The sequence below is a fragment of the Herbaspirillum sp. 3R11 genome (assembly GCF_004563925.1).
In the GTDB taxonomy this organism is placed as follows: Bacteria; Pseudomonadota; Gammaproteobacteria; order Burkholderiales; family Burkholderiaceae_D; genus Herbaspirillum.
The window spans coordinates 50,164-75,465 of sequence record NZ_SPNJ01000003.1 but is presented as its reverse complement, the minus strand read 5'-3'; the positions used below and the strand labels follow the sequence as shown (position 1 = coordinate 75,465).

The 25,302-nt window shown below is 62.7% G+C and carries 23 protein-coding genes; 9 read left to right on the top strand and 14 right to left on the bottom strand.

The genetic code is table 11. The features are described from left to right. Window positions 1–64 precede the first annotated feature (64 nt). The 4 genes from dctA (at window position 65) to ligK (ending at window position 4,337) form a co-directional block, all read left to right on the top strand. The gene (gene dctA / locus E4P32_RS13795; RefSeq protein ID WP_167747549.1) at window positions 65–1,399 is read left to right on the top strand and encodes a C4-dicarboxylate transporter DctA; all 1,335 of its coding nucleotides are present in this window, start codon (window positions 65–67) and stop codon (window positions 1,397–1,399) included. A 116-nt stretch (window positions 1,400–1,515) separates the two neighbouring features. Continuing rightward, window positions 1,516–2,553, top strand: coding sequence for a porin (locus tag E4P32_RS13790; RefSeq protein WP_116435231.1), 1,038 nt, complete (start codon window positions 1,516–1,518; stop codon window positions 2,551–2,553). Window positions 2,554–2,610: 57 nt separating this feature from the next. Next, window positions 2,611–3,639 (top strand): amidohydrolase family protein, encoded by a 1,029-nt coding sequence (locus tag E4P32_RS13785; protein ID WP_116435232.1) that lies wholly within the window; start codon window positions 2,611–2,613, stop codon window positions 3,637–3,639. 2 nt (window positions 3,640–3,641) lie between these two features. Further along, on the top strand, window positions 3,642–4,337 hold the full coding sequence (gene ligK / locus E4P32_RS13780; RefSeq protein WP_280649907.1) for a 4-carboxy-4-hydroxy-2-oxoadipate aldolase/oxaloacetate decarboxylase: 696 nt from the start codon (window positions 3,642–3,644) through the stop codon (window positions 4,335–4,337). 95 nt (window positions 4,338–4,432) lie between these two features. Here the strand turns inward: ligK and E4P32_RS13775 are convergent, their stop codons facing one another. Further along, a complete protein-coding gene (locus E4P32_RS13775) occupies window positions 4,433–4,717 on the bottom strand; it encodes a hypothetical protein (RefSeq protein ID WP_116435233.1) in 285 nt (94 codons plus the stop codon). 96 nt (window positions 4,718–4,813) lie between these two features. Between E4P32_RS13775 and E4P32_RS13770 the strand changes: the two genes are divergently transcribed. Beyond that, window positions 4,814–6,007 (top strand): MFS transporter, encoded by a 1,194-nt coding sequence (locus E4P32_RS13770; RefSeq protein ID WP_116435234.1) that lies wholly within the window; start codon window positions 4,814–4,816, stop codon window positions 6,005–6,007. 6 nt (window positions 6,008–6,013) lie between these two features. Here E4P32_RS13770 and E4P32_RS13765 read toward each other — a convergent pair whose 3' ends face one another. The 3 genes from E4P32_RS13765 to E4P32_RS13755 form a co-directional block, all read right to left on the bottom strand. After that, window positions 6,014–7,975 carry a sensor histidine kinase gene (locus E4P32_RS13765; protein ID WP_116435235.1) on the bottom strand — a complete coding sequence of 654 codons (1,962 nt, stop codon included), beginning with the start codon at window positions 7,973–7,975 and terminating at the stop codon, window positions 6,014–6,016. 12 nt (window positions 7,976–7,987) lie between these two features. Further along, entirely contained in the window at window positions 7,988–8,695 is a 708-nt protein-coding gene (locus tag E4P32_RS13760; RefSeq protein ID WP_116435236.1) for a response regulator transcription factor, read from the bottom strand. 79 nt (window positions 8,696–8,774) lie between these two features. Beyond that, a complete protein-coding gene (locus E4P32_RS13755; RefSeq protein ID WP_116435237.1) occupies window positions 8,775–9,509 on the bottom strand; it encodes a siderophore-interacting protein in 735 nt (244 codons plus the stop codon). Between the two features lie 104 nt (window positions 9,510–9,613). Here E4P32_RS13755 and E4P32_RS13750 point away from each other — a divergent pair, with 104 nt between their 5' ends. Next, window positions 9,614–10,006, top strand: a complete 393-nt coding sequence (locus E4P32_RS13750; RefSeq protein ID WP_116435238.1) for a MarR family transcriptional regulator — start codon at window positions 9,614–9,616, stop codon at window positions 10,004–10,006. A 168-nt stretch (window positions 10,007–10,174) separates the two neighbouring features. Further along, window positions 10,175–11,086 carry an alpha/beta hydrolase gene (locus E4P32_RS13745; RefSeq protein WP_116435239.1) on the top strand — a complete coding sequence of 304 codons (912 nt, stop codon included), beginning with the start codon at window positions 10,175–10,177 and terminating at the stop codon, window positions 11,084–11,086. 347 nt (window positions 11,087–11,433) lie between these two features. Here the strand turns inward: E4P32_RS13745 and E4P32_RS13740 are convergent, their stop codons facing one another. The 4 genes from E4P32_RS13740 to E4P32_RS13725 form a co-directional block, all read right to left on the bottom strand. Then, window positions 11,434–12,642 (bottom strand): multidrug effflux MFS transporter, encoded by a 1,209-nt coding sequence (locus E4P32_RS13740; protein ID WP_116435240.1) that lies wholly within the window; start codon window positions 12,640–12,642, stop codon window positions 11,434–11,436. A 250-nt stretch (window positions 12,643–12,892) separates the two neighbouring features. Beyond that, complete coding sequence (parC, locus tag E4P32_RS13735) at window positions 12,893–15,205, bottom strand: DNA topoisomerase IV subunit A (protein WP_116435241.1); 2,313 nt, start codon at window positions 15,203–15,205, stop codon at window positions 12,893–12,895. Between the two features lie 31 nt (window positions 15,206–15,236). Then, a complete protein-coding gene (locus tag E4P32_RS13730; RefSeq protein WP_233526689.1) occupies window positions 15,237–15,977 on the bottom strand; it encodes a lytic transglycosylase domain-containing protein in 741 nt (246 codons plus the stop codon). A 105-nt stretch (window positions 15,978–16,082) separates the two neighbouring features. Continuing rightward, window positions 16,083–18,071: a DNA topoisomerase IV subunit B gene (locus E4P32_RS13725; protein WP_116435243.1), complete on the bottom strand. Its 1,989-nt coding sequence runs from the start codon at window positions 18,069–18,071 to the stop codon at window positions 16,083–16,085. Between the two features lie 272 nt (window positions 18,072–18,343). Between E4P32_RS13725 and E4P32_RS13720 the strand changes: the two genes are divergently transcribed. Together E4P32_RS13720 and E4P32_RS13715 are read left to right on the top strand one after the other, a co-directional pair. Further along, window positions 18,344–18,523, top strand: a complete 180-nt coding sequence (locus E4P32_RS13720; protein ID WP_116435244.1) for a hypothetical protein — start codon at window positions 18,344–18,346, stop codon at window positions 18,521–18,523. After that, window positions 18,520–19,203, top strand: coding sequence for a nitroreductase (locus E4P32_RS13715; RefSeq protein ID WP_116435245.1), 684 nt, complete (start codon window positions 18,520–18,522; stop codon window positions 19,201–19,203). The genes E4P32_RS13720 and E4P32_RS13715 overlap by 4 nt, the downstream gene beginning before the upstream one ends. Window positions 19,204–19,209: 6 nt before the next feature. Here the strand turns inward: E4P32_RS13715 and E4P32_RS13710 are convergent, their stop codons facing one another. The 6 genes from E4P32_RS13710 to E4P32_RS13685 all read right to left on the bottom strand — a co-directional run bounded on the left by E4P32_RS13710 (window position 19,210) and on the right by E4P32_RS13685 (window position 25,287). Next, the gene (locus E4P32_RS13710; RefSeq protein ID WP_116435246.1) at window positions 19,210–20,376 is read right to left on the bottom strand and encodes an acetyl-CoA C-acyltransferase; all 1,167 of its coding nucleotides are present in this window, start codon (window positions 20,374–20,376) and stop codon (window positions 19,210–19,212) included. Beyond that, entirely contained in the window at window positions 20,373–21,776 is a 1,404-nt protein-coding gene (locus E4P32_RS13705) for an AMP-binding protein (protein ID WP_116435247.1), read from the bottom strand. Before E4P32_RS13705 ends, E4P32_RS13710 begins: the two co-directional genes overlap by 4 nt. After that, window positions 21,776–22,369 carry a biotin transporter BioY gene (locus E4P32_RS13700; RefSeq protein WP_116435248.1) on the bottom strand — a complete coding sequence of 198 codons (594 nt, stop codon included), beginning with the start codon at window positions 22,367–22,369 and terminating at the stop codon, window positions 21,776–21,778. Before E4P32_RS13700 ends, E4P32_RS13705 begins: the two co-directional genes overlap by 1 nt. Before the next feature lie 30 nt (window positions 22,370–22,399). Continuing rightward, window positions 22,400–22,993: an energy-coupling factor transporter transmembrane protein EcfT gene (locus tag E4P32_RS13695; protein ID WP_116435249.1), complete on the bottom strand. Its 594-nt coding sequence runs from the start codon at window positions 22,991–22,993 to the stop codon at window positions 22,400–22,402. Next, a complete protein-coding gene (locus E4P32_RS13690) occupies window positions 22,993–23,778 on the bottom strand; it encodes an ABC transporter ATP-binding protein (protein WP_116435250.1) in 786 nt (261 codons plus the stop codon). The genes E4P32_RS13695 and E4P32_RS13690 overlap by 1 nt, the downstream gene beginning before the upstream one ends. A gap of 147 nt (window positions 23,779–23,925) precedes the next feature. Further along, entirely contained in the window at window positions 23,926–25,287 is a 1,362-nt protein-coding gene (locus tag E4P32_RS13685; RefSeq protein WP_116435251.1) for an amidase, read from the bottom strand. Window positions 25,288–25,302: the final 15 nt, after the last annotated feature.

The following is a 25,302-nucleotide window of genomic DNA, read 5'->3' as shown; positions in this document are numbered from 1 at the left end:
GTCGCCGCCCAAGAGCGACACAGTGAAAACTGATTTACCCATTGAGGAGAGGACAACCGTGGACATGAAAGACATACCCGTCCAGGGACCAAAACGAAAGCGCCGGTTTTACGAGGACGTATCCTTCCAGGTGTTTTTCGGCATCATCATCGGCGTCGTCGTCGGTCACTACTGGCCCGACATCGGCAAGACTATGCAGCCGTTGGGCGACGCCTTCATCCGTCTGATCCAGATGGTGGTCGGTCCGATCATTTTCTGTTCCGTGGTGAGTGGCATCGCCAACGCCGGCGACATGAAGAAGGTGGGACGCGTTGCGATCAAGGCGCTGATCTATTTCGAAGTGGTCACCTCGGTGGCGCTGGTGATCGGCCTGGTCACGATCAACGTCCTGCAGCCTGGCGTTGGCATGAATATCGACGTGCAGTCGCTCGACACCAATGCCGCCAATTCCTATATCACGCAGGCGCACCAGTTCGTGTCGACCAGTACTTTCCTGCTCAACCTGATTCCGAAAACCATGGTTTCCGGTTTCGCCAACGGCGACGTGCTGCAGATCCTGTTCTTCTCGGTGCTGTTCGGCTTCGGCATGGCGGCGGCGGGGGAGCGCGCCAAGCCGATGATGAACGTCATCGACAGCTTTGCATCGGGCATGTTCTGGATCATCGGCCTGGCCATGAAGATTTCACCGATTGCCGCATTCGGCGCGATCGCCTTCACCGTCAGCAAGTTCGGTGTCGGCTCGCTGGTGTCGCTGGGCAAGCTGGTGCTGGAGTTCTACCTGACCTGCGGCCTGTTCTTCGTGCTGGTGCTGTTCCCCGTGACCTACTTCAGCGGTTTCAACCTGTTCAAGCTGATGCGCTACATCCGCGCCGAACTGCTGCTGGTGCTGGGCACCAGCTCGTCGGAAAGCGTGTTCCCGCAATTGCTCAAGAAGCTCGAACAACTGGGCTGCGAAAAGTCGGTGGTCGGCCTGGTGCTGCCGGGTGGCTATTCCTTCAACCATGACGGCACCTGTCTGTACTTCGCCGCGGTTGCCGTGTTCCTGGCGCAAGCCACCAACACCGCGCTCGGCTGGGAGCAGCAGGTCGCGTTGCTGGCGGTGCTGCTGGTGACCTCGAAGGGCGGGGCCGGCGTGGCCGGATCGGCGATCGCCGTACTGGCTGCAACACTGGCTGCGACCAATGCCATCCCGGTGGCGTCGATTGCCCTGATCCTCGGCGTGCATCGCCTGCTGTCGTCGGCCTTCGTGTTCGTCAACATCACCGGCAACGCCGTCGCCACCGTGGTGGTGGCAGGTTGGGAAAACGCGTTGGATCGCCCCCGGATGAAGGCAGAGCTGGATGCCGGCTATGTCGAACCGGACATCGTCATTCACAAGACTGTCGCCGCAAGCAGATAAACCAGGCGGCCGGCATGCAACGATCCCGGCCGTTGCAAACCTCGCTGTACTTCGCTGCACCACACAACATCATCAACATTACACCGGATGTCATATCCATCCGGGAGGGAGATCTCATGAAAAAATTTGCCTGTACCGTCGCCGCCATCGCTGTTTCCGTGCCATTGGCGGGCATGATGAGCAATGCGCAAGCCCAGACCAACGTCACCATCTTCGGAACGGTGGACGGCGGCGTGCGTTACCAGACCAACGCCAACGCCACCGGCGGCAGCAAGTTGTTCATGGGTTCGAACGGTTGGAACAGTTCCAACAAGATCGACATCGCCGGCACCGAAGATCTCGGTAGCGGCATGGAAGCGCACTTCCTGCTCGAGAACGGTTTCAACCTGGCCACCGGCAGCTTCGACAACACCACCAACACGCTGTTTAACCGGCAATCCTTCGTCGGGTTGAAAGGCGGCTTCGGGGCCATCGATCTGGGTCGCCAATACACCATCTCGCATGACTTCATCCTCGAGTACGATCCCTACGGCTTCAACTACACCTCGCTGATTCCGCTGACCCAGGCGTCCAGCGGCACGCGCTTCAGCAACGACGTCAAATACACCGGCATGTTCGGTCCGTTCAAGCTGGAGGTGGAGAATTCCTTCGGTGAAAACGCCGGCAGTTTCGCCAACGGCTCGGCGCATGGCTTCGGCCTGCAGTACTACGTCGGCGACCTGGTGCTCGGCGGCTCCTTCAATCGCCGAAACGTGCTGGTCGGAACCACCTATCGCGACGAGGATTATTACCTGGTCGGCGCGGCCTGGAAATTCGGCGACTGGAAGGTTTCCGGCGGTTACATGAAGGACACGCTGAACATGCAAACCACCGCGCTCGACACCGTCACGCGCAACATCTTCGGCGGTGTGGCGTACTCCATCAGCAACAACCTCAAGCTGACCGGCGGCTTCTATCGCACCGCCGTGTCGACCGACAAGGCAATGCGCAAGGACATGACCATCATCGGTCTGGATTACTACCTGTCCAAGCGCACCAAGCTGTACACCGAAGTCGACTACAACAAGTACCGCAAGACCGTAGTGTCGACCCTCAACGCCGCAGGCGCACCGCACCAGACGGCCATGACGGTCGGCATCAACCATCGTTTCTAGTATTGTCCGGGCTGCGCAGAAAAATGCGGGTCCGGTGTTTGCACACAGGAGAGTTTCATGATCATCGATTGTCACGGCCACTACACCACGGCCCCCAAGGCCCTGGAGCAATGGCGTCAACGGCAGATTGCCGGCATCAAGGATCCGGCGTCGATGCCGTCTGTTTCCGAGCTGAAAATCAGCGACGACGAACTGCGCGAGACCATCGAAAGCAACCAGTTGACCTTGATGAAGCAGCGCGGCATCGACATGGTGATCTTCTCCCCACGCGCCAGTTTCATGGCGCACCATATCGGCGACTTCAACGTCTCGGCGACCTGGTCGGCGATCTGCAACGAGCTGTGCTTCCGCATCAAGGAACTGTTTCCGGATCACTATGCGGGCGCCGCGATGCTGCCGCAGTCGCCCGGTGTCGATCCGCGCACCTCGGTGGCGGAACTGGAAAAGTGCGTGAAGGAATACGGCTTCGTCGGCATCAACCTGAACCCCGATCCCTCGGGCGGCCACTGGACTTCGCCGCCGCTGTCGGACCGTCACTGGTATCCGATCTATGAAAAGATGGTGGAGCACGACATCCCCGCGATGATCCACGTCAGCACCAGCTGCAACGCCTGTTTCCACACTACCGGCGCGCACTACCTGAATGCCGACACGACCGCGTTCATGCAATGCCTGACTTCGGATCTGTTCACCGATTTTCCGACGCTGCGCTTTTTGATTCCGCATGGCGGCGGCGCGGTGCCGTATCACTGGGGGCGCTTCCGCGGTCTCGCACAGGAGCTCAAGAAGCCCTTGCTCAAAGATCATTTGCTGAACAATATTTTCTTCGATACCTGCGTCTACCATCAGCCCGGCATCGACCTGCTGAGCAAGGTGATCCCGGTCGACAACATCCTGTTCGCCAGTGAAATGATCGGCGCCGTGCGCGGCATCGATCCCGAAACCGGCCACTACTTCGACGACACCAAGCGCTATATCGAGAACACCCCGCACCTCAACGCCGAGACGCGCTACAAGGTGTACGAAGGCAATGCCCGTCGCGTGTTCCCGCGACTGGATGCGGATCTCAAATCGAAAGGACTGTAATCATGGCCGGCCCAATGAACAACCTCGGCATCGTCAAACGCAACATCGTCCGCGCCGACAAGGCTGCGGTCGAGAAACTGTCGCGCTTCGGCGTCGCCACCATCCATGAAGCCATGGGGCGCTTGGGATTGATGAAGACCTGCATGCGTCCGGCTTACACCGGCGCTGCGATGTGCGGCACCGCCGTCACCGTGCTGTTGCAACCGGGCGACAACTGGATGCTGCACGTTGCCGCTGAGCAGATCCAGCCCGGCGACGTCGTCGTCGCTGCTTGCACGACCGACAACGAAGACGGATTTTTTGGCGACCTGTTGGCGACCTCGTTTCGCTCACGCGGTGCGCGCGGACTGATCATCGATGGCGGTGTGCGCGATGTGAAGGAACTGGCGGACATGGACTTCCCGGTATTCTCGCGCGCGATCAGCGCCAAGGGCACGGTGAAGGCGACCCTGGGTTCGGTCAATATCCCGGTAGTGTGTGCCGGCGCCGCGGTCAATCCGGGTGACGTCGTGATTGCCGACGCCGACGGTGTGGTGGTGGTGCCGGCGGCCGTGGCGCAACAGGTGGCGGATGCCGCCGAGGCGCGCGAAAACAATGAGAGCGACAAACGTGCGCGCCTGGCTGCAGGTGAACTTGGTCTCGACATGTACAAGATGCGCGAGTCGCTGGCGGCGGCGGGCTTGAAGTACGTCGACTGAAGACGGCCGCCTCGACGTACAAGCCCGCCGCGTGCGGGCTTGTTGCTTTGTGCAGTCGCAGCCCGCAAGTTTCCAGGGTTCGGCAAGAATAAAAACTATTCTGTATAATCGGCCGCAAATAACGAAACAGAACGTCCTGGGTTAAGCTGAAGTTGTTTTTTCTTTGCTTCCTCCTTGCCGGCCTCCTGCTCCGTTACGTAAGCGTTCACGTCAACCAACGCGTCATTCACGTGCATGCCTGAAGGTTCAGGCAGCGATTCCGTCGCACGCACGTGTATAACGCCAAGGTGAAAAATTGACGATACGCTTACTTCCCCAGGATGGGCCTGCCCTGTCCTCAGTGACCTCCACATTGAACTTCCCAGCAGCCAGGGCTGCATTGCATTTCCTCGCTGACATGCTGAGCATTGCGTTGATCGCCATGTCGATCAACGACTGCGCGCGTCCGCTCATTTCCATCCGGGATCGATAAAATCATGACTACAACAACACAATCATCCAACGACAGCGTGGCAAGCGGTTTGCTGCCGCTGGTCGCCATCGTCTTCACCAGTTTCCTGTGCATCGGCATTCCGTTGCCGGCCTTGCCGCTGCACGTCAACGGCGTGCTCGGTTTCAGCGCCTTGACGGTGGGCTGGGTGGTCGGGATCCAGTCGTTCTCGACCATTTTTTCACGCAAATTCTCCGGCTCGTACTGTGACCGCCACGGTCCCAAGCGCGCGGTCGCGGTCGGCTTGCCGATGGCGGCGGTCGCCGGATTGCTATACCTGGCGTCGACGCTGATTGCCGATGCCGGGACCAGCCTGGTGGTGCTGTTCATCGGTCGCCTGCTCATGGGGCCGGCGGAAAGCCTGTTCCTGACCGGGACAATGACGTGGGGCATCGGCCGCGTCGGCATGCAGCGCACCGGCAAGGTGATGGCATGGCAGGGCATCGCCATGTTCGCCGCGCTGGGACTCGGCGCACCGATCGGCATCGCGATCCAGCAGCGCTTCGGCTTTGCCGGCGTGGCGCTGACCACCATGGTGTTGCCGCTGGTCGGCCTGGCCATTGCAGCGACGCTGCGCGGTCTGCCTGCATTGGGCAGCAAGGGCGGCGGCGTGGCCATGTCGGAAGTGCTGCGCCTGATCTGGCGCTTCGGCATGGCGCTGGCATTGAGCGCCATGCCGTTTGCGATCATCACCAGTTTCCTGGTGCTGCTCTACGCCACCAACAACTGGTCGGGCGCGGGCATTGCGATTCTTGGTTTCTCGGTGGGCTATGTCGGCGTGCGCCTGTTCTTCGCGCACCTGCCGGATCGCATCGGCGGCGCCAAGGTTGGCGCGGTGTCTGTGGCGATCGAACTGGCCGGGCAATTGCTGCTGTGGCAGTCGCATGATCCCGTCATGGCGGGCCTTGGCACGCTGCTGACCGGTATCGGTTTTTCGCTGGTGTTCCCGTCGATGGGTGTGCAGGCAATGGCGCGCGTACCGGCGCATTCGCGCGGACTGGCGGTGGCGACCTTCATGGCTTTTATTGACTTGGCAGCGGGCCTGACCGGCCCGGTGGTGGGAGTGTTGATCGGCTACTTCGGTTACGGCGCGGCGTTCCTGGCCGGCGCGGTAGCGTGCGTACTGGCGCTGTTGCTGATGTTGTCGAGCATGGGGTCGGCGCAGGCATCGGCGGGATAAAAAACTTCAGGCTGATCTGTCCTTGCGTTCCAGTGGCAGCCAGAGCGTGAATCGGGTGCCGCCGGACGCGGGGACCCACGTCACGGCGCCGCCCAGTGCTTGCGCGCGGCGGCGCTGATTCTGCAGGCCGCGGCCGGATGCCTTGGCGAGCGCCTTGTCGACGTCGAAGCCCTGGCCGTTGTCTTCTATCGTCACTGTGACGCCGCCGTCGGCACGTGCGGTGGCGACGCGGATGCGGTCGGCGCGCGTGTGGCGCAGAATGTTGGCGATGCTTTCCTGCACGATGCGCAGGATGTGCAGCGCGCTGGACGGCTCCAGCCAATCCAGCGTCGGCAGTTCCTGCACCTCCCACACCAGCGCGATGTCAGTGCCCTCCAGGCGCGGCTCCAGGCGGAAGCGCAAGGTTGCCAGCAACAGCAGCAGGTCCGCTTCGACCGGTTCCATCGAGTCGATGGTCAGTTTGAGGTCGTCGAGGCAATCCTTGAGGATTTGCGAGACGTTGACGTCGCTGGCGCCACCGTGTTCCACCGAGCGGATTGCGCTGATCAGCGTTGAGCCGAGGCCGTCGTGCATGTCTTGCATGAGGCGCTGGCGTTCGTCGCTGATAGTCTGCCGCTGGGCCGCTTCGCGCAGGCGGCGATGGGTTTGCTCAAGCTCACGCTCGCGTGCTTCGAGGCGTTGCGCCAGACCTGCGTTGACCAGTTCGACTTCAGCGATGGCGTTGACGTAGCGGCGATACATCAGCGTGCCGAACATGGCGAAGGTGACCGCATTGGTATAGGCGCCGAGGAACCAGCCTTCCGGACTGACGACGTTGTTGTGCAGCAGCCAGTCGGACATGCCCAGCAACGTGGACACCGCAACCCCCAAAGTGAGCAGCGAGCCTTCGCGGGAACGATTCCAGGAGCAGATGCCGCCCGCCACGCTGACCGCAATGCCCATTGCGACCGCAATCGCATAGGCCAGCGGCACCAGCAGCGAGGTGCTCGGAAAGACCGGCAACACGCCCAGCACCGGCAGCGACAGGATGCTGATGATCAGCGTGGTGCCGACGATGACGCGCGTGAGCCGGCGCAGCGGACGTCCATGCAGCTGGCAGAGGAAAAGGTGGATCACCGTGAGCAGCCAGAACAAGGCGTTGGCGGTCAGCCAGGCGAACCAGTCGACCACGATGGGCAGGCTGACGTAGTAATGCAGATGCCCCACGAACGAAACCGCCGCCAGGTTGAAGAACAGCAGGTAGCTGGTTTCATGGCGACGCCGGAACCAGACGAACAAGGCGAAAATCCCGACCACCATGAATGCGGCGCTGAGCGTGGCGGGTAACTCCCGTTGCAGCCATTGGCGCAGGTAATAGCGTCCCTGCAAGGTTTCGGCGGGACCCAGCCAGAGCGTCGACAAGCCTACCGGCGTTTCCGGCGCGTGCTCCACGCGAATCAGGATTTCCTTGAGCGGCGCGCCGTCGGCGGCCTGGTCCGGCAAGACCCAAAGCGGCGTGAACAGGCTGTTCCACAACTGGCCGCGTTGCTGCACGCGATGGACCAGACGACCATTGAGATACACCGCGACAGTGCCGTCGGTTTTGATGCGGCTGCCGTACAGCGCCAGCGGCCCAGTCGGTGTGTCCGGTAGGTGCAGGTCCGCCAGCGCAAAGCGCATCCAGGTGGTGCGCACGGTGAGATCGGGGGCGGCGAGGGCGGCCACCGGCAGCGCCGATGGCAAGCTTGCTTGGCGCCATGAGGGCGGCAGGGTGGTGCTGTCTACCAGCGCGGGCGGCGGGTTGAAATTGCGTCCGTCGCTGTCCTGCCAGTCGACTTGCGTCAGATGCAAAGTGGCGTCGGCGTGTGGGGCGTCGCTCTGTACGTACCAAGCGCCCACGGCAATCAATAGCGTCACGGACAGCAGCAATACGACGCCCGAGAGCAGGGGCGCGGGAATTTTTCTCGTGCGCGAATGAGTAGCGGACATGCGTCGGGCCGATTAATCGGGCAGCAGCCCGAGGGTCCTGGCTTCGTAGATGGCCTCCGTCTTCGAGGTCACCTTGAGCTTGCTGTAAATGCGGCGCACGAAGGTGCGCACTGTAAACGGCGACAGCTCCATCAGCCGGGCGATCTCCTGCGCAGTGAAGCCTCGGGTGATGTAGTCCAGTACTTCCTTTTCGCGCGCCGACAACAGCGTTGATGGTTCTGCCGGTGAGGCAGAGGCGGAAGGGCCGGCAACAATATCGGCAGGCGCCGCCGCACGGAAACGCGCCAACACTTGGCGCGCAATGATCGGACTGATCGGGCTGCCGCCGCTGGCGAGGCTGCGGATTTCGTCGACGATTTTGGCGGGAGAACTGTCCTTCAGCAGATAGCCTGCCGCACCAGCCTCGATCGAACGCATGACATGGGTTTCATCGCCGAAATTGGTGCTGACCATGATGTTGCAGCTGGGCCAGCGGAGGATCGCTGCATGGATCACGTCGATGCCCGAACCGTCGGGCAAGCCCAGGTCGACCAGCAGCACGTCCGCCGGTGGGCCTTGCAGCATCGCCAGTCCTTCGGCGCGGGTGCCGGCGATATTCGCCAGCCGCATGTCCGGCGCGGTTTCCAGCACCTTGCTCAACGCATCGCGGAAACTCGGATCATCCTCGACGATGGCGACGTGGATGGAGGGCGGAACAAGGGAGTCGGAAGTGGATGACATGGCGCCGCTATTGTACGACGGCGCACCGGCCGCGCTTGTAGCGCGTTTGCGCTACAAGCGTGCATATCGCTGCACCGGCTCAGTCCAGCTTTTCGTGGAAGTCGGAGGCGCCGCGCTTCCAGTAGGCGGACACGCGCATGGCTTCTTTCGGATGCTGCTTCTCTTCCGCCATCACGGCGCGCACCGCTTTCATCACCACGGCCTCGCCGGCGGCCCAGACATAGCCTTCACCGGCCGGCAGCGTCAGCGCACGCACGGCGGCGAGCAACTCCTCACCCGAACGCACCCATGTGACATCGAGGTCGGCCTGGGTATCGAACTGGCGGATGTCGCCGTCGGAGGCTTCAATGATGGCGAAGACCTTGGCGCCGGCCGGCAATTCCTGGAGACGGCGCGTGATCGCCGGCAAGGACGACAGGTCGCCCGCCAGCAGATGCCAGTCGTAATCGAGCGGCACCACCATCGAGCCGCGCGGGCCGGCGATGACGGCGTCCATGCCGACCTCGGCGCGGCGCGCCCAGTCGGTAGCCGCGCCTTCGGCGTGCAGGGCGAACTCCAGCACCAGCTCTTTGCGCTGGGCATCGTGGCCGATCGGGGTGTAGTCGCGCCGCACCGAGGCGCCGGACGCATCCGGAAAAACGAACTTGATGTGGTCATCGAACGACAGCGACGTGAAGTCTTCCAGTGCGTCGCCGTGGAAGGTCACGCTGAGCATGTTGGCGCCGGTGGCGCGGACGGCGGCAACTTTGACGTCGCGGAGCTTGATTTCATAACGGACGCGTTGCACTTCGCGGGAGATTGATTTGGTTTCCATGATGTGGGGAATTGGTTGATAATGTCATCATTATGAGAAAACAAGTTGATAAAGTCAACCAATCACCTGCCGCCGAAAGGGTCTTTGACGCCATTCACACGGTCATGCACCTCTATCGCTCCGGTCGCTCGCAGGCGTTTCGCGACGATGAGCGTGGCGTCACGCACATGGAAAGCCGCGTGCTCAACTACTTCGCGCATCATCCCGGCGCCACGCAAAAAGACCTGGCCGCCCATTCGCGCCGAGACAAGGCGCAGCTCACCCGGCTGGTGCGCAGCCTGCGCGACGGCGGCTATCTGGAGTCGAAGGAAGACGTCACTGACCGGCGCAGCACCTGCCTGCAACTGAGCCCGCAGGGCCAGGCGCTGCATGGCGAATTGATGAAGTCCGGCGCGCAGATATTGGAGCGCGCAGTCGAGGGTTTGTCCGCGCAGCAATGCGAAGACCTAGTGCAATTGATGGAAATCATCCAGACCAATCTGGAAAAAGGGCGCTAGACGCAAGCACAAGGGACGGCTGACTGAACGGCTTGCAATAAATGCAAGCCTCGGGCATTCCGCAACAAGGCAGACGGCCGCGCGCAATAAAAAGATTGGCTTGTCCATCTATCTTGGGCAATATCCCGTGATCAGGCCTATCGGCCTGACCAACCAAGGGGGTCGTCAATGAAAAGAATAATCGCGCTCTGTATCCTGATGCTGTCGTTCAACACCATGCAAGTCCGCGCCGAAGTCACACCGTTCCCGGCCGGATTCAAGACACAAAAGATTTCCACCAACGGCGCACTGCTAAATGTCCGTGTCGGCGGCCAAGGCCCGGCCGTCGTCATGCTGCACGGCTACGGCGAAACCGGCGACATGTGGGCGCCGCTTGCCATCAAGCTGATGAAGGATCACACCGTCATCGTGCCGGATCTGCGCGGCATGGGCCGCTCGGATCATCCGGCCGGCGGTTATGACAAGAAGAATCAGGCGCGCGATATCGCCGGCGTGCTCGATACCTTGAAGATCGGCAATGTCAGTGTGGTGGCTCACGACATCGGCAATATGGTGGCTTATGCCTTCACCGCCGAGAATCCTGCACGGGTTACCAAGCTGGTGTTGATGGATGCGCCGGTTCCGGGTGTGGGGCCGTGGGATGAGATCCTGAAAAGCCCGCTGCTGTGGCATTTCCGTTTCGGCGGACCTGACATGGAGCGGCTGGTGAAGGGGCGCGAGCGTATCTACCTGGATCGGTTCTGGAATGAGTTCTCAGCCAATCCCAAGAACTTCGACGAAGCTTCGCGTCGTCACTACGCCAAATTCTATGCTTTGCCAGGCGCCATGCGTTCCGGCTTCGCGCAATTCGGCGCATTCGATCAGGACGTCATCGACAACAAGGCCTATCTCGCAAAAGGACCATTGCAGATGCCGGTGCTGGCGATTGGTGGGGAAAAATCGTTCGGAACGATGATGGCAACGGTAGCGCAAGCTGCGGCGACCAACGTTACGGGTGCCGTGATCCCCGGCGCCGGTCATTGGCTGATGGAAGAGCAACCGGAGGCGACGGTCAAAGTGATTGCCGATTTCCTTCAGTAAGGCGAACACGGTTTACCGATAGTGGCAAATCATCATCGCCATATGCAAAAAGCCCCGCATTGCGGGGCTTTTCCATTTTCACCAGGCTGCACGCCGGGAAGCCCCGGTGCAGCCAAGTGCTATCGCTGCAACATCAGCCTTGTGCGGCGTCACGCGCGGCGACTTCGGCGCTGAGTTCTTCCAGCATGCTGTTGAGCAGCTTGGCGAAATAGATGCGATAAGTTGCTTCCATGTATTTGATTCGACGGAGTTTCCGCATGACATTCCTTAGTTTGTTGACAAGATTTCAGGATCATCGCTGATGATCGGTGCCGGAGTATAACGCAACGGGCGGTGAGCCCGCTGGTTCAGGCCGCCGACGCGCCGGCGGGCGCCTCCAGGTGATGCAGCAGCTTGCCGACCATGCTGACCACGGTCAGGCCCACGACCACGAAGAAGATCGCCATTGGCGTGAGGCTGTGGAAGGGCACGAAGCCGGCCAGTCCCATCATCAGCGACGACACCAGCAACAGCGCGAAGCCGAGGATGGCGCTGGTCAGTCCGGCAATGTGCGGGAAGATTGAATTGCCCTTGGCCATCAGCGTCGGATACATCGCCCCCGCGCAAAACGCCATGAACAACACCGGCAGCGTCAGCGTCCAGACTTCCAGACCGACGGTCAGCGCCAGGATCAGCATCAGGACCGCAGCACCCGTCATCACGCGTGCACCGATGCGCAGGCGTTGTTCCGGCGTCGGCAGGCGCGGGTGATGAATCCGGTTTGAAATCCCGCCGAGGAAGTACATCAGCCCGATCGCCAGCGCCAGGTAGCCGAAATAGGTCGGCGGCTTGTGCAAGGTCTCCTGCACCATGAACGGACCGACGATGTTGAACACCAGCAGGATGCTGTAGCACAGTCCTTGCGCCAGGAAGCAGCTCTGGAACACCGGGCTCTTGAGCACCATGACGGCATTCTTGAGCAGGGTTTTCGGATTCAGATGCACCGGCTGTTTCAGCGTCTCTCTGTAGCGCGTGAGCACAGCCCACATCACGAATGAATAGATCAACAGGAAGGTCAGGCATGAACGCCAGCCGAACGCGGTCTGCAGGTGCGCACCGATGACCGGCGCCAGAATCGGCGCCAGCCCCCAGGCGATCGCCATGTAGGTGAACGCATGCATCAGCGCGATACCGGAAAACGAATCGGTGATGATCGCCTTGGCCAGCAGGTTGGTGGCGGCGATGCCGAAACCTTGCAGGCAACGCGCGAGGATGAAGGTTTCCAGGTTATTGGCCGTGAGCGTCAGCAGGCAGCCGCAAGTGAACATGAGCATGCCCAGCACCAGAATTTTCTTGCGGCCATAGGCGTCCGCCAGCGGTCCGAAGAGCAGTTGTCCGAAGGCATACGCCATCAGGTAAATCGTCACGCTGGACTGGATCGCCTGCGCCGAGGTCTGGAAATATTGCGCCATCGTCGGCAGCGCCGGGACGTAGATATCAATTGCCAGTTGGCCCGCAGAAGCCAGCATGCAAATGAAAAAGATGAGGAAGCGCGGGTGGTTCGCGGTGGTATTCATGGAAAGGGACAGCCGGAGGAGGGATGAAAACCCTCTATTGTGACGGCTTGTCGAAGTCTCTGCTGGAGACCGGCTGGGTGAGAAGAGTTTTGTTCTTAATCTCGTGCTCAATTTCGTACTCAATCGCCTGATCGAAACCATCAGGGTTCGATCACAGCAATATGCAATATCGTAGCTCCCCAAGAAAAAAGGATGTCGCATTCAACGACATCCTTTTTCTTTGCTGCTTCAATGCCCAGGGTTCAGACGACTAACCCACCGCGGCCAGCGCCGTCGCCTTCAGCTTCGACTCCAGCGCCTTGCCCTTGCGTGCGCGCTTGCCGATGTGCAGGCCCAGCGCCACCGCCGACAGCGTGACGTCCTGCGCCTTGCCGCCGCGACCGGTGCCGGACACCAACACACCCTTTTGCGTGATCGCTTGCGCGGCCAGCAGCTTCTCGTTCTTTTCCAGTTCCATCAGGATCACGCCGCGGCCGCCGCTGGCCAGGGTCTTGATCTCGTCCAGGCCGAACACCAGCAGGCGTCCTTGTCCCGACAGGCAGGCGATGGCGCTGGCGCCGGCCGGCATTGGGCGCGGGGCCAGCGGCAGGTCGCCTTCATCCAGTGTGACGAAGGTCTTGCCACTCTTGTTACGGCTGAGCATGTCGCCGAGCTTGGCCGTGAAGCCGTAACCGGCATCGGACGCCAGCAGCATTTGCGTGTCGAGCGGACCGGCGAAGTAGTGCAGCAGGTTGTTGCCGTTGCCGAGGTCAACCAGCGTGGTGATCGGCACGCCGTCGCCGCGCGCGTTCGGCAGCGAATTCACGCCGACCGTGTAGATGCGGCCGTTGGAGCCGAAGCCCAGCAGGTTGTCGACGGTGCGGCACTCGAATGCGCCGTACAGGCCGTCGCCGGCCTTGAACGTGAACTGCGTCGCATCGTGACCATGGCCGCCGCGTGCACGCACCCAGCCCTTTTGCGAAATGATGACGGTCACCGGCTCGTCGATGACCTTTTGTTCGAGCACGGCTTTTTCGGCTTCTTCGATGATGGTGCGGCGGTCATCGCCGAACTGCTTGTCGTCGGCTTCGATTTCCTTGATGACCAGGCGCTTCATCGAGGATGGATTGTCGAGCAGGTCCATCAGCGTCGATTTCTCGTTGCGCAGTTCGGCCAGTTCCTGCTGGATCTTGATGGTTTCCAGGCGCGCCAGTTGGCGCAGGCGGATTTCCAGGATGTCTTCGGCCTGGCGGTCCGACAGCTTGAACGCCTCGATCAGCGCCGGCTTCGGCTCATCCGATTCGCGGATGATGCGGATGACCTTGTCGATGTTGAGCAGGATCGCTTCACGGCCTTCGAGGATGTGAATGCGGTCCTCGACTTTTTGCAGCTTGAACTGGCTGCGGCGTGTGATGGTGACGAAGCGGAACGCGATCCATTCGCCGAGGATGTCGGTGAGGCCCTTCTGGCGCGGACGGCCGTCGCCGCCGATCATCACGAGGTTGATCGACGAGCTGGTTTCCAGGGACGTCTGGGCCAGCAGGGTGTTCATGAATTCGGTCTGGTCCTGGTTCTTGGACTTCGGTTCGAACACCAGGCGCACCGGCGCTTCGCGGCCCGACTCGTCGCGCACGGCGTCGAGCATGGCCAGGATGCTTTGCTTTTGCGCCTGCTGTTCCGGCGTCAGTGTTTTCTTGCCGAGCTTGATCTTGGGATTGGTCAGCTCTTCGATTTCTTCCAGCACCTTCTGCGACGACACGCCGGGCGGCAATTCGGTGATGACCGCTTGCCACTGGCCGCGCGCCATGTCTTCGATCTTCCAGCGCGCGCGCACCTTGAGGCTGCCGCGGCCGCTCTGGTAAATCTCGGCGATGGTCGACGGCGGTGTGATGATCTGGCCGCCGCCCGGGAAGTCCGGGCCGGTGACGTGGGTCATCAGTTCTGCGTGCGTGATTTTCGGATTGCGGATCATTGCGACGGCGGCGCGCGCCACTTCACGCAGGTTGTGCGACGGGATTTCGGTGGCCATGCCGACCGCGATGCCGGAGGCGCCATTGAGCAGCAGGAAGGGCAGGCGCGCCGGCAGCAGTTTCGGTTCTTCGGTGGAGCCGTCGTAGTTGGGCTGGAAGTCGACCGTACCCATGTCGATTTCATCGAGCAGCAATTTGCTGATCGGCGTCAGGCGCGCTTCCGTGTAACGCATCGCCGCCGCACCGTCGCCGTCGCGCGAGCCGAAGTTGCCCTGGCCGTCGATCAGCGGATAGCGCAGCGAGAAATCCTGCGCCATGCGCACCAGCGCGTCGTACACCGACTGGTCGCCGTGCGGATGCAGTTTACCGAGCACGTCGCCGACCACGGCGGCCGATTTGCGCGGCTTGGCGGTGGCGTTCAGGCCGAGTTCGTTCATCGCGTACAGGATGCGGCGCTGCACCGGCTTCTGGCCGTCGGCGACGTCGGGCAGGGCGCGACCCTTGACCACCGAAATGGCGTAGTCGAGATAGGCGCGCTCGGCGAAGGTCGACAGCGTCAGCGATTCGCCCTCGGGCGGTGCAGGTTGTTCAAACAGGTTGGCTTGTTCAGTCATGTGGCTGGGTTGCGTTCAAGTTCAGTAATGGTTATTCGATCGAAGTCGGCGGCGGCATGCTGCGCCGGCCCGGCAAGATGATTTCGACGCGGCGGGGCTTGTCGGTGTTGCCGCTGCTGTTTGCGGCGCCGCCGCCTGGTTGGTACAACTGGTAGAACTGCGCCACCAGCTGGACGTAATTACGTGTTTCGGGATACGGCGGAATCTGGTTGTTGTACTTCTGCACGGCGCGCTCGCCGGCATTGTAGGACGCGATCGCCAGTTCAAGACGCTTCGGGAACAGCACCTGCAAATCGCGCAGGTAACGCGCCGCCAGTCGGATGTTGATCTTCGGGTCGGTCAGCTTCTGCTGGATGGTCTTGCGGCGGTCGCCCTGCACGCCGTAGCGCTCGGCGGTCTCCGGCATGATCTGCATCAGGCCGATGGCGCCCTTGGGCGAGACCGCGCCTGGATTGAAGCCGGACTCGGCCGCCATGATGGCCTTCAGCAGGGCGGGGTCGACCGAGAATTCCTTGGCGCTCTGGTCCAGCATGGCTTCATACTTTTTCAGATTCGGATGCTGCAGCATCAGCTTCATCAGCGGCGAGGACATGTTCGGCTTGACGTCCACGCCCGGCACACCGCGGCCGATCTTGTCGGAGTCGAAGGTGGCGTCGCCGCGCATGAACAACTGATAGCGCTCGTCGAGCTTTTCGGTCGACACGTGCGCCATTCCCTCGGCGTCAATGTAGCCGTAGACGTCTGCGTGCACAGACGCTGCGGTCAACGACATGCACAACGCAGCCAAAGCCGGCAACGCTCCCGAAAGGAAGCGGCGCCAGAGGCCGGGTTGAGAGATGTCGTTGCCGTTGTCCATCGTGTTGATTGCCTTGATGCTTTAAATATCCGCTTCCGCTTCGTTGCCGTGCTCTTCGATCCAGGCCCGGCGCGAGGCGGCTTCGCCCTTGCCCATGAGCATGGTGAAGCGCGCGTCCGAGGCAATCTGGTCCAGCTCGCCCAAGGTGACCGGCAGCAGGCGGCGGGTGTCGGGGTTCATGGTGGTTTCCCACAACTGTTCCGCGTTCATTTCACCCAGGCCTTTGAAGCGCGAGATGCTCCACGCGCCTTCCTTGAGGCCGTCCTTGCGCAGCTTGTCTTCGATCGCTTCCAGTTCGCCGTCGTCCAGCGCGTACAGCTTCTGCACTGGCTTCTTGCCGCGTGCAGGCGCGTCGACGCGATACAGCGGCGGACGCGCGATGCAGATGTGGCCGTGGTCGATCAGCTTGGGGAAGTGCTTGAAGAACAGCGTCAGCAGCAACACCTGGATGTGCGAGCCATCGACGTCCGCATCGGAGAGGATGCAGATCTTGCCATAGCGCAGGCCGCTCAGATCGGGGGTGTCGGTGTGACCGTGCGGATCGACGCCGATGGCCACCGCGATGTCGTGGATTTCATTGTTGGCGAACAGGCGATCGCGTTCGGTTTCCCAGGAGTTCAGCACCTTGCCGCGCAAGGGCAGGATCGCTTGAAACTCTTTATCGCGGCCCATCTTGGCCGAGCCGCCGGCGGAGTCGCCCTCGACCAGGAAGATTTCGTTGCGGGTGATGTCGTTGGATTCGCAGTCGGTCAGCTTGCCGGGCAAGACAGCCACGCCGGAGGATTTTTTCTTCTCGACTTTTTGCGCCGAGCGCAGGCGGCTTTGCGCCTGCTTGATGACCAGGTCGGCCAGCTTCTTGCCGTATTCGACGTGCTGGTTCAGCCACAGCTCCAGCGCCGGGCGCGAGAAGGTCGACACCAGCCGCACGGCGTCGCGCGAGTTCAGGCGTTCCTTGATCTGGCCCTGGAATTGCGGGTCGAGCACCTTGGCCGACAGCACGAAAGAGACGCGTGCGAACACGTCTTCCGGCAGCAGCTTGACGCCCTTGGGCAGCAGCGAGTGCATTTCGACGAAGCTCTTGACCGCAGAGAACAGACCTTCGCGCAGGCCGGATTCATGCGTGCCACCGGCCGACGTCGGGATCAGGTTGACGTAGGATTCGCGCACCACATTGCCTTCTTCGGTCCACGCCACCACCCATGCCGCGCCTTCACCTTCGGCAAAACCTTCGGCGTCGGGGCCGGCATATTGCTCGCCTTCGAACAGCGGGATCAGCGGATCGGCGCTGGTCGATTGCGCCAGCGATTCCATCAGGTAGCCGCGCAGGCCCTGGTCGTATTGCCAGGTTTGCACGTCGCCGGTCTTGCCGTTGATCAGCGAGACCTTGACGCCCGGCAGCAGCACCGCTTTGGAGCGCAGCAGACGTTGCAGCTCCTGTTGAGAAATGGTCGGCGAGTCGAAGTACTTGGGATTCGGCCAAACGGAAACGCGGGTGCCGGACTTCTTGTCTTCGCGCGTGATCGGACGCGACTTCAGTTTTTCGATCAGGTCGCCGTCGGAGAAGGCCAGCGTGTGGACGCCCGCTTCACGCCATACCGTGATTTCCAAGCGCGAGGCCAGCGCATTGGTGACCGATACGCCGACGCCGTGCAGGCCGCCTGAGAAGGCATAGGCGCCGCCGCTGCCCTTGTCGAACTTGCCGCCGGCATGCAGGCGGGTGAAGACGATTTCCACGGTCGGTACGCCTTCTTCCGGATGCAGGCCGACCGGAATGCCGCGGCCGTCGTCCTCGACACTGACGCTGCCGTCGGGATTGAGCGTGACCATGATGTTCTTGGCGTGACCGCCCAGCGCTTCATCGGAGGCGTTGTCGATGACCTCTTGCAGGATGTGCAGGGGATTCTCGGTGCGGGTGTACATGCCCGGACGCTGTTTGACCGGTTCCAGTCCCTTGAGGACGCGGATGGATGATTCGCTGTAGTCGGACGGGGAGGTTTTTTTAGTTGCCATGCAGATGAGGGTCGAATCGAAAATCGAAGAATCGGAAAATCAGGAAATCGGAGAATCAGGGTACGGCAGCCGGCCATGCGCCGCCGAAGCTTTGCCAAATGCGCATTCTAATGAAAAATCGGCGACGACAGGAAGTTTGCAGGCGGGGTTTGTGGACGGTTTGACAACTGTTGCGAGAGTGGCAGTTTGTTTCCTCAAGGTAAAACTCGCCCAAACGTGGTGTTATCCGTCTTATTGGTGTAATTTGCCCGCAACTTCAGGGGGAGTGGCGCATGGATTGCATTTTTGATCAGGTTTTGTTCATTGAAGACGGCAAGGAAAAAGATCTGCTCGATCCCGTCCGCTATCCTGTTCTTTACAACAATCACGGCGAAAGTAGGCAATGGCAGCCGTCGCACGGTATGCGCACGCACATTGCACCCACTTCCATCATCACGATCGACGCAACATGACGCCTGACCAGAATTTTCCCTTTTCAGAACTGCTGACCCAGCGCAACTCCACGCGCCGCTTCCTCGACCGGCCTTTGCCGGACGGTACCTTGGCGGAGTTGCTGGCGCTGGCGCGACGCGCGCCTAGCGGTGCCAATCTGCAGCCGGGCGAATTCATTGCGCTGGAAGGCGATGCGCGGGTGCGCTTGTCGGCGGCATTGGTGGAGGCTTTCCGCGCGGGCAGGCAGGAGCCGGAGGACTATTCTTATTTTCCGCAGCCGATGCCGCAGTCCTTGCGGCGTCGTCAGGTCGCGGCCGCCAAAGAGTTGTACGGCGCTTTGCAGACCGGGCGCGACGATCGTGCCGGGCGCGACCGGCAGTTCGAGCGCAATTTCAATTTCTTCGATGCGCCGGTGGCGCTGCTGGTGACCATTGATGCGCGCATGGGCAGCGGTTGCTACATGGATCTGGGCATGTGCCTGTACGGCCTGATGCTGGCGGCGGCTGCGCATGGATTGGGCAGTTGCGCCATCGGCGCCCTGGCGTCGTATCCGAGTTTGATTCGCTCGACGCTGGAACTGGGCGATGAGCATCACATCGTGTGCGGCATTGCGCTCGGCTACGCCGATCCGGATGCGGCGGAAAATGCCGTGCGAACGGAACGCCTGAAACCGGAAGAGTTTTTCAGAACCTTGCGTTAGCAGTCTTCAGCAACGTTCAACGACGGCGGCCGCGCCGAGGCCGCCAGCCGCAGCAATTGCAGCGAGCCCCAATGCACCGTGCGGCGCCTCCTGCTGCATGTCTGCCAATAATCTCACCAGACTGATTGCGCCCGATGCGCCGATGGGATGACCGCGTCCGAGTCCGCCGCCGTGGCGATTGAGTTGCTCCGGCGAGAGCTTCAATGCCTCGCAAAAGGCGATCGCCTGCGCCGCAAAAGCGTCGTGCAATTCCACTCCCCACAGGTCGTCGATGCTGTTCGCGGTGCGCGCCAGCGCCGCCTGCGCGGCATCGATGGCGGCCAGCATCGGCGTTTCAGGCAGGGCGCCGACGCTGACGCCTGCCCGCCATGCGAAGTGCGGGCGCAGATTCAGACGGCGTGCGGCGTCGCGTGTGGCGATGACGACGAAGGCGGCGCCGTCGGCGCTCGGCGAGACGGCGATGCGGCTGACGGCATGGCGTTGCCGGGTCGCTTCATCGACGCTGACGTCGTCTGACATGGTCAGCACAGGCATGCGCGCCAGGTGACGCTGGTTGAGCGCGCGCGGATAGCTGTCCTGTGTTGCGGGGCCGATGCCGATGATTTCATTCTGGAGATGCGCGCGTGCAGCGACGGCGCGGGCGTGGCTTTGTACTGCCCAGGCGTCCTGCTGCTCACGCGTGATGCCGGCCTTCAGCGCATGACGCGCAGCGGCCAGCAGCATGTCGGGGTCGCGGGCAGGATCGGGCGCGAAGGCGGGGCTGTCGTAGGTGATGGCTGCTTCGCCCGCATGACGTGGACGGTGCTGGCGGATCGGCGCACGGCTCCATGCTTCGACGCCGCCGGCGATGACAACGTCGGCGTTGCCGGCGGCAAGCATGCCGTGGGCGAGCGCGATGGCGTCGAGTCCGGCGCAGCATTGGCTATCGACCGACAAGGCCGGAATGCGGTCGTTGAAACCTGCGGCCAGCGCCAGCATGCGCGCGGGGTTGCCGCCTGCACCCATGGCGTTGCCGGCGATTACGGCGTCGATGGCGGTCAATGGAATACCGAAGCGCTGCAGAATGCCTTGCACCACGGGCGCGGCGATTTCATGCGCCTGCAGTTGCGACAGCGCGCCGCCCAGCGGCGTCACCGCGCTGCGGCCCCAGCCGAGGATGACGGCGTCATTCATAGCGCTGCCAGCGTCGGCATGGCGGGATCGTCGAGCCGTTGCGCCAATTGCTTGTGATCGGTCTTGCCGCTGGGCGTGAGAGGCCAGTCGCTGCAGGTGTAGAAGCGGCGCGGAATCTTGTAGGGTTCGATGCGTTCGCGGCACCACGCGGTCAACGCTTCGGGGCTGACGGCTTCGTTCAGTTTCAGCAGCGCCGCCACTTGCACGCCGCGTACCGCGTCCGCGATGCCTTGCACCGAAGCGGCAGCTACTGCCGGATGTGCGGCGAGCACGCTTTCGACTTCTTCCGGGAAAAGGTTTCTGCCATGCGCCAACAGCATGCGTTGCTGGCGGCCCAGCAAATGCAGGCGGCCTTGTTCGTCGAGATGGCCGACGTCGCGCACCGATAGCCAGTCGCCGTCGCGCAGCAGCGCCGGTTGTTCGTCGCTGTCCCTGAGCGTGACGTAGTCGGTGAACACCATCGGACTGCGCACGTAAATCAATCCCGGCGTATCGGGAGTGGTCGCATCGATGCGTACCTCGACGTTGCTGAACGGCCGTCCGACGACATGGTCGGGCAGGGCTGCATCGCTATCGGTCCAGGCGATGAAGCTGGTTTCCGAGGCGCCGTAGAACTCGATGATGCGGGCCCGCGGAAACAGTTGTTGCAGTTCCGGCGTGCGGGCGCGATTCCACGGCGCGCCGCCGATCATGAGCAACTGCACGCCGGGCATCGCCGGTAATTTTCGGCGCTGCGCCAGCTCCAGCATCAGGATCAATTGGCTCGGCACCGCCACCATCGCGCCGGCATCGCCGGATGCCAGCGTGTCGAGTGCAGGGCCCGGCGCGAAGCGCGACTGCAGTCGTACGCCGGCGCCGCTCCACAAGCCCAGCAGCGCGCCGAACAAAAAGGTCGAATGCGACAGCCGGCCCGGCACCAGCATGGTGGCGCCAGCGCCGGCGCCGAAGCTTTCCCGGCAAATGTCGAAGCTGCTGGTCCACGAGCCGTGGCTGCGACGAAAGCCCTTGGGCAAGCCGCTGCTGCCGGAGGTGAAGCCGATATAGAACGGGGAAGAAGAAGTGGCTTCAGCCAGCGCAGCTTCAGCGCCGACCCCGGCCGCGACGCGCGCCAGGATCTGCTCGCGCACCGCCGGCGGCCAGTCGGGATCGCTGACGGCGGCAGTGCGGCCGGCGGCGAGGATGGCAAGGAAGCTGAGCAGTTGCGCGCCCGAGTCTGGGACATCATCGACCCAGCAGGCCGCGGAAGAATGAGATTGCCGCAACGCCGCCGCACGCGCAGCGACTTGCTGCGCCAATGCCGCGAAATCAAGACGGGTGACGCCGTCGTCGATCGCCACCGTGCGCGGCGTCGCTTCCGCCCAATGCGCCAGCGGCGCGTGGACGGTGTCGAACACAGGCATCAGTCGCGGTCCAGGCGCCAGGACGGCATGCCGCGCACGACGCTTTGCACGAGGATGGCGCAGACCGCGCACTTGACCAGATCGCCAGGGACGAAGGCCAGCATCGCCAGTGTCGCTTGCGTGGCGCTCAGGTGCGCCGCCAGCATGAGGCCGAGGATGCCGAAGAAATACATCACCACGATGCCGCCGATCAGCGACGACAGGAAAGCGGCGATCAGAAGGCCCTTGCCTTTGGCGTCAGGCATGCGCTTCATGAACTGGCGCATGGACATGCCGCAGACCACCGCGCCGAGCAGCCAGCCCAGCAGGAAACCGGCCGACGGCGCCACGAACACGGCGACGCCGCCGCGTCCGCCCGACAGCAGCGGCAAGCCCAGCGCCACCGCCACCAGGAACAGACCGACGGTATAGAACGCACGCTTGGGCCCCAGCAGGCAACCGACCAGCATGATGCCAAGCGATTGCAGGGTGATCGGCACGCCGAACGGCAGATCGATTTTCGGGATCAGGCCGAACACCGCGATCACGGCGGCGAACAGGGCGATATAGGAAAGCGAGCGGGTAGAGGTCATGGTTCCGGTAGTAGTCGTCATCGATGGATCTCTTTCAAGGAAAAAATAGTGTCAGCCGCCCAGCCGGGCGGCCAGTGCATCGGCCACGCGTTCGGCGGTCTGCAGCGCGCGTATCGCCAGCGGCGCCAGCAGGCGCAGGCCGCCGCTGCGGCCGGTGCGCGCGCGATGGGCGTCGTCGAGGCGCTGCCATTGTGCATAAAAATTCTCGGCGAAGCGCAGCGTCAGGCCGATCGCCAGCGCAATTCGCCCGACCGGCAGGCCGAAGCGGCCCAACGGCGACAGGATGGTTTCCAGCACCGTCAGCAAATCGTCGAAACGGGTCGTGATGGTCAGCATCAGCGCCAGCATGGCGGCGGCCATGATGCGCAGCGCACTGACCACGCCGATGGCGGGATTACCCATCGCCCAGTGGAAACCGGCGATCAGCGCCGATGCAATCAGCAGGCCGCGCAGCATGCGCCACTGGCGCCATCCGGCCGGACCGAGCGAAGCAAACAGCGCCAGCACCACCGCCGCAGCGATGGCGATGCCGCGCACATCGGCAGTCAGCATCAGCACGGTGCCGCCCAGCGACAGCGCGACCAGTTTGAGCCAGGCCGGTACGCCATGCAGCCAGGTGCGCCGCGTTGAATAAAGGCTGCGCATTACGTCGCGTCGGCCTGGGCCGCGTGTTGCAAGACTTCTGCGGCGGCATTGCTGGCAGCGCGCTCGCGCACGTCCTGCGCGTAAGCAGCGCAAATGTCACGCCCCGGACCGTCGCCGCGCAATTTGCCCTTGTCCAGCCACAGCACGCGTTCAAAGTCCTGCACGTGCTCCAGCAGATGCGTCGACAGGATAATCTGCTGGCTGGTCGCGGCGATCTGCGTCGACAGGCGCAACTGGCTCGGCAGGTCCAGCGCGGAATACGGTTCGTCCAGCAGCAGCGTAGCGGGCGTGGTGATTTGCAGCGCCATCAGGCAGACCTGCTGGCGCTGGCCCTGGCTCAGTTCGCCGACGGCGCGCTCGGCCCAGTCGGGCAGGCCGCGTGCGGCCAGGAAATCGCGCGCCTGTTGGCGCGCCTGCTGCTTGCCGATGCCGGCCGCAGTCAGGCTGAATGCCAGCTCTTCGGCCACCGTCGGAAAGATGATCTGGTCGTCAGGATTCTGGAACATCAGGCCCACATGCTGCGGCAGCTTGCGGCGCTCGCTCGCCTCGTCGGTGCGGTAGCCGTGCACGCTCACGCGGCCGCTCTGCGGCTGGTCCAGCCCGCAGATCAGGCGGAACAGGCTGCTCTTGCCGGCGCCGTTGTCGCCGACCAGGCCGATGCGTTGCTCGGTCAGGTGCAGGTCGATGTGTTCCAGCACGACGCGGTCGCCGCGCGCCAGCGTGATTGATTCGAGCCGGATGCCGGGCGTTGCTGCACCCGCGGGAGGCAAAGTTTTCAGGGTCATAAGGTAATTCGGCCTGTGTCTGCCGTAGGGCCGCCATTATATGACAGCGGGGAAGGAGTGCCGGAGGGCTTGCCTGGAGGAAATTCCGTCAAGCCGCGACGCCTGCCGGAGCAGAAACAAAAAAGCCGGCTGATGCCGGCTTTTTCTTTACGATTTCAATGCAGTTTCCACCGCCAGCGCCATCGACAGCAGCCGGTGATCGTGACCGCCGGGCGCGGCCATGCTCAGGCCCACCGGCGCATTCCCGGGTACATGGCAGGGCAGCGATATGGCGCAGCCGTCGAGGAAGTTGATCATGGTCGGATTGCGCAGGATCAGGCCGTTGGCGGCGTAGTAGGCGTCGTCGCTGGCTTGCAGGTCGGCGATCTTCGGCGCGACGATGGGCACGGTCGGCATGATCATCGCGTCGAAGCCGGCCAGTTGACGTTCCACTGCGGCGATCCAGCGGCGGCGGCTGTGGATGACGTCGAGCAGGTCGGCGGCGCCCATGTCCTTGCCGCGCTTGATGCGCGACACCACGCGCTGGTCGTAGGCCGCTTCGCGCTCGGCGATCAGCTTGCGGTGCCAGGTCCAGGCTTCGGCGGCGGTGAAGCCGCCCTTGGCGTTGATCGAGGCCAGTTCGCTGAAGGCGTCGATCTTGCTCTCAACGATCACGGCGCCGGCTGCCGACAGGCGCGACAGCGCCGTTTGCAGGGCGGACGCCACCTGTTCGTCGATGCCGTCCAGCACCACGTTGGTCGGCATCAGCAGGCGCAGGCCGCGCAGCGGATGCGCGACCGGTGCGACATAGGTTTCCCCGGCCAGCACCGCATCCATCTTGGCGCAGCACGTCACGGTCGGCGCCATCGCGCCGATCGAGTCGAGGTATTCGGACAGCGGCAACACGCCTTGCATGGAGACGCGACTCGCAGTCGGCTTGAAACCGGTGAGGCCGCACAGCGCCGCCGGAATGCGGATCGAACCGCCGGTGTCGGAACCCACGCCGGCCACCGCCATGCCGTCCGTCACCGAAATCGCCGCACCCGACGACGAGCCGCCCGGAATGCGACCACCATCGATATCACCAACGTCGCGCTGCCACGGATTGCGCGGCGTGCCGTAGTGCGGATTGATGCCCAGGCCGGAGTAGGCGAACTCTGTCATGTTGGTGCGACCGACGATCACCGCGCCGGCGGCGATCAGGCGCTGCACCACCACGGCGCTCTCGGTCGCCGCCGGATAGCCGCGCAAGGCGACCGAACCGGCCAGCGTGGTTTCGCCGGCGACGTCGAACAAGTCCTTGATGGAGACCGGCAAGCCCTCGATCGGCGAGCGCGTCAGGCCCGCTGCACGCAGCGTGTCAGAGGCGCTGGCGGAAGCACGTGCGCTGTCGGCGTAAAGCCGGGTGAAGACGCGCGCGCCTTCGCCGTCGGCTGCGGCGGCGAGGTCGAGGGCGCGTTCGGTCAGTTCGAGCGAGCTGCTGCGGCCGCTGCGCAGGTCTTCGCTGTGTTGGTGCAGGCTGGGGATCATGGCGTCAGGAATAAA

Coding starts and splice junctions, on each gene's coding strand:
- dctA (WP_167747549.1), top strand. CDS start 65: ATGAAAGACATACCCGTCCAGGGACCAAAACGAAAGCGCCGGTTTTAC.
- E4P32_RS13790 (WP_116435231.1), top strand. CDS start 1,516: ATGAAAAAATTTGCCTGTACCGTCGCCGCCATCGCTGTTTCCGTGCCA.
- E4P32_RS13785 (WP_116435232.1), top strand. CDS start 2,611: ATGATCATCGATTGTCACGGCCACTACACCACGGCCCCCAAGGCCCTG.
- ligK (WP_280649907.1), top strand. CDS start 3,642: ATGGCCGGCCCAATGAACAACCTCGGCATCGTCAAACGCAACATCGTC.
- E4P32_RS13775 (WP_116435233.1), bottom strand. CDS start 4,717: ATGCAGCCCTGGCTGCTGGGAAGTTCAATGTGGAGGTCACTGAGGACA.
- E4P32_RS13770 (WP_116435234.1), top strand. CDS start 4,814: ATGACTACAACAACACAATCATCCAACGACAGCGTGGCAAGCGGTTTG.
- E4P32_RS13765 (WP_116435235.1), bottom strand. CDS start 7,975: ATGTCCGCTACTCATTCGCGCACGAGAAAAATTCCCGCGCCCCTGCTC.
- E4P32_RS13760 (WP_116435236.1), bottom strand. CDS start 8,695: ATGTCATCCACTTCCGACTCCCTTGTTCCGCCCTCCATCCACGTCGCC.
- E4P32_RS13755 (WP_116435237.1), bottom strand. CDS start 9,509: ATGGAAACCAAATCAATCTCCCGCGAAGTGCAACGCGTCCGTTATGAA.
- E4P32_RS13750 (WP_116435238.1), top strand. CDS start 9,614: ATGCACCTCTATCGCTCCGGTCGCTCGCAGGCGTTTCGCGACGATGAG.
- E4P32_RS13745 (WP_116435239.1), top strand. CDS start 10,175: ATGAAAAGAATAATCGCGCTCTGTATCCTGATGCTGTCGTTCAACACC.
- E4P32_RS13740 (WP_116435240.1), bottom strand. CDS start 12,642: ATGAATACCACCGCGAACCACCCGCGCTTCCTCATCTTTTTCATTTGC.
- parC (WP_116435241.1), bottom strand. CDS start 15,205: ATGACTGAACAAGCCAACCTGTTTGAACAACCTGCACCGCCCGAGGGC.
- E4P32_RS13730 (WP_233526689.1), bottom strand. CDS start 15,977: ATGTCGTTGACCGCAGCGTCTGTGCACGCAGACGTCTACGGCTACATT.
- E4P32_RS13725 (WP_116435243.1), bottom strand. CDS start 18,071: ATGGCAACTAAAAAAACCTCCCCGTCCGACTACAGCGAATCATCCATC.
- E4P32_RS13720 (WP_116435244.1), top strand. CDS start 18,344: ATGGATTGCATTTTTGATCAGGTTTTGTTCATTGAAGACGGCAAGGAA.
- E4P32_RS13715 (WP_116435245.1), top strand. CDS start 18,520: ATGACGCCTGACCAGAATTTTCCCTTTTCAGAACTGCTGACCCAGCGC.
- E4P32_RS13710 (WP_116435246.1), bottom strand. CDS start 20,376: ATGAATGACGCCGTCATCCTCGGCTGGGGCCGCAGCGCGGTGACGCCG.
- E4P32_RS13705 (WP_116435247.1), bottom strand. CDS start 21,776: ATGCCTGTGTTCGACACCGTCCACGCGCCGCTGGCGCATTGGGCGGAA.
- E4P32_RS13700 (WP_116435248.1), bottom strand. CDS start 22,369: ATGACGACTACTACCGGAACCATGACCTCTACCCGCTCGCTTTCCTAT.
- E4P32_RS13695 (WP_116435249.1), bottom strand. CDS start 22,993: ATGCGCAGCCTTTATTCAACGCGGCGCACCTGGCTGCATGGCGTACCG.
- E4P32_RS13690 (WP_116435250.1), bottom strand. CDS start 23,778: ATGACCCTGAAAACTTTGCCTCCCGCGGGTGCAGCAACGCCCGGCATC.
- E4P32_RS13685 (WP_116435251.1), bottom strand. CDS start 25,287: ATGATCCCCAGCCTGCACCAACACAGCGAAGACCTGCGCAGCGGCCGC.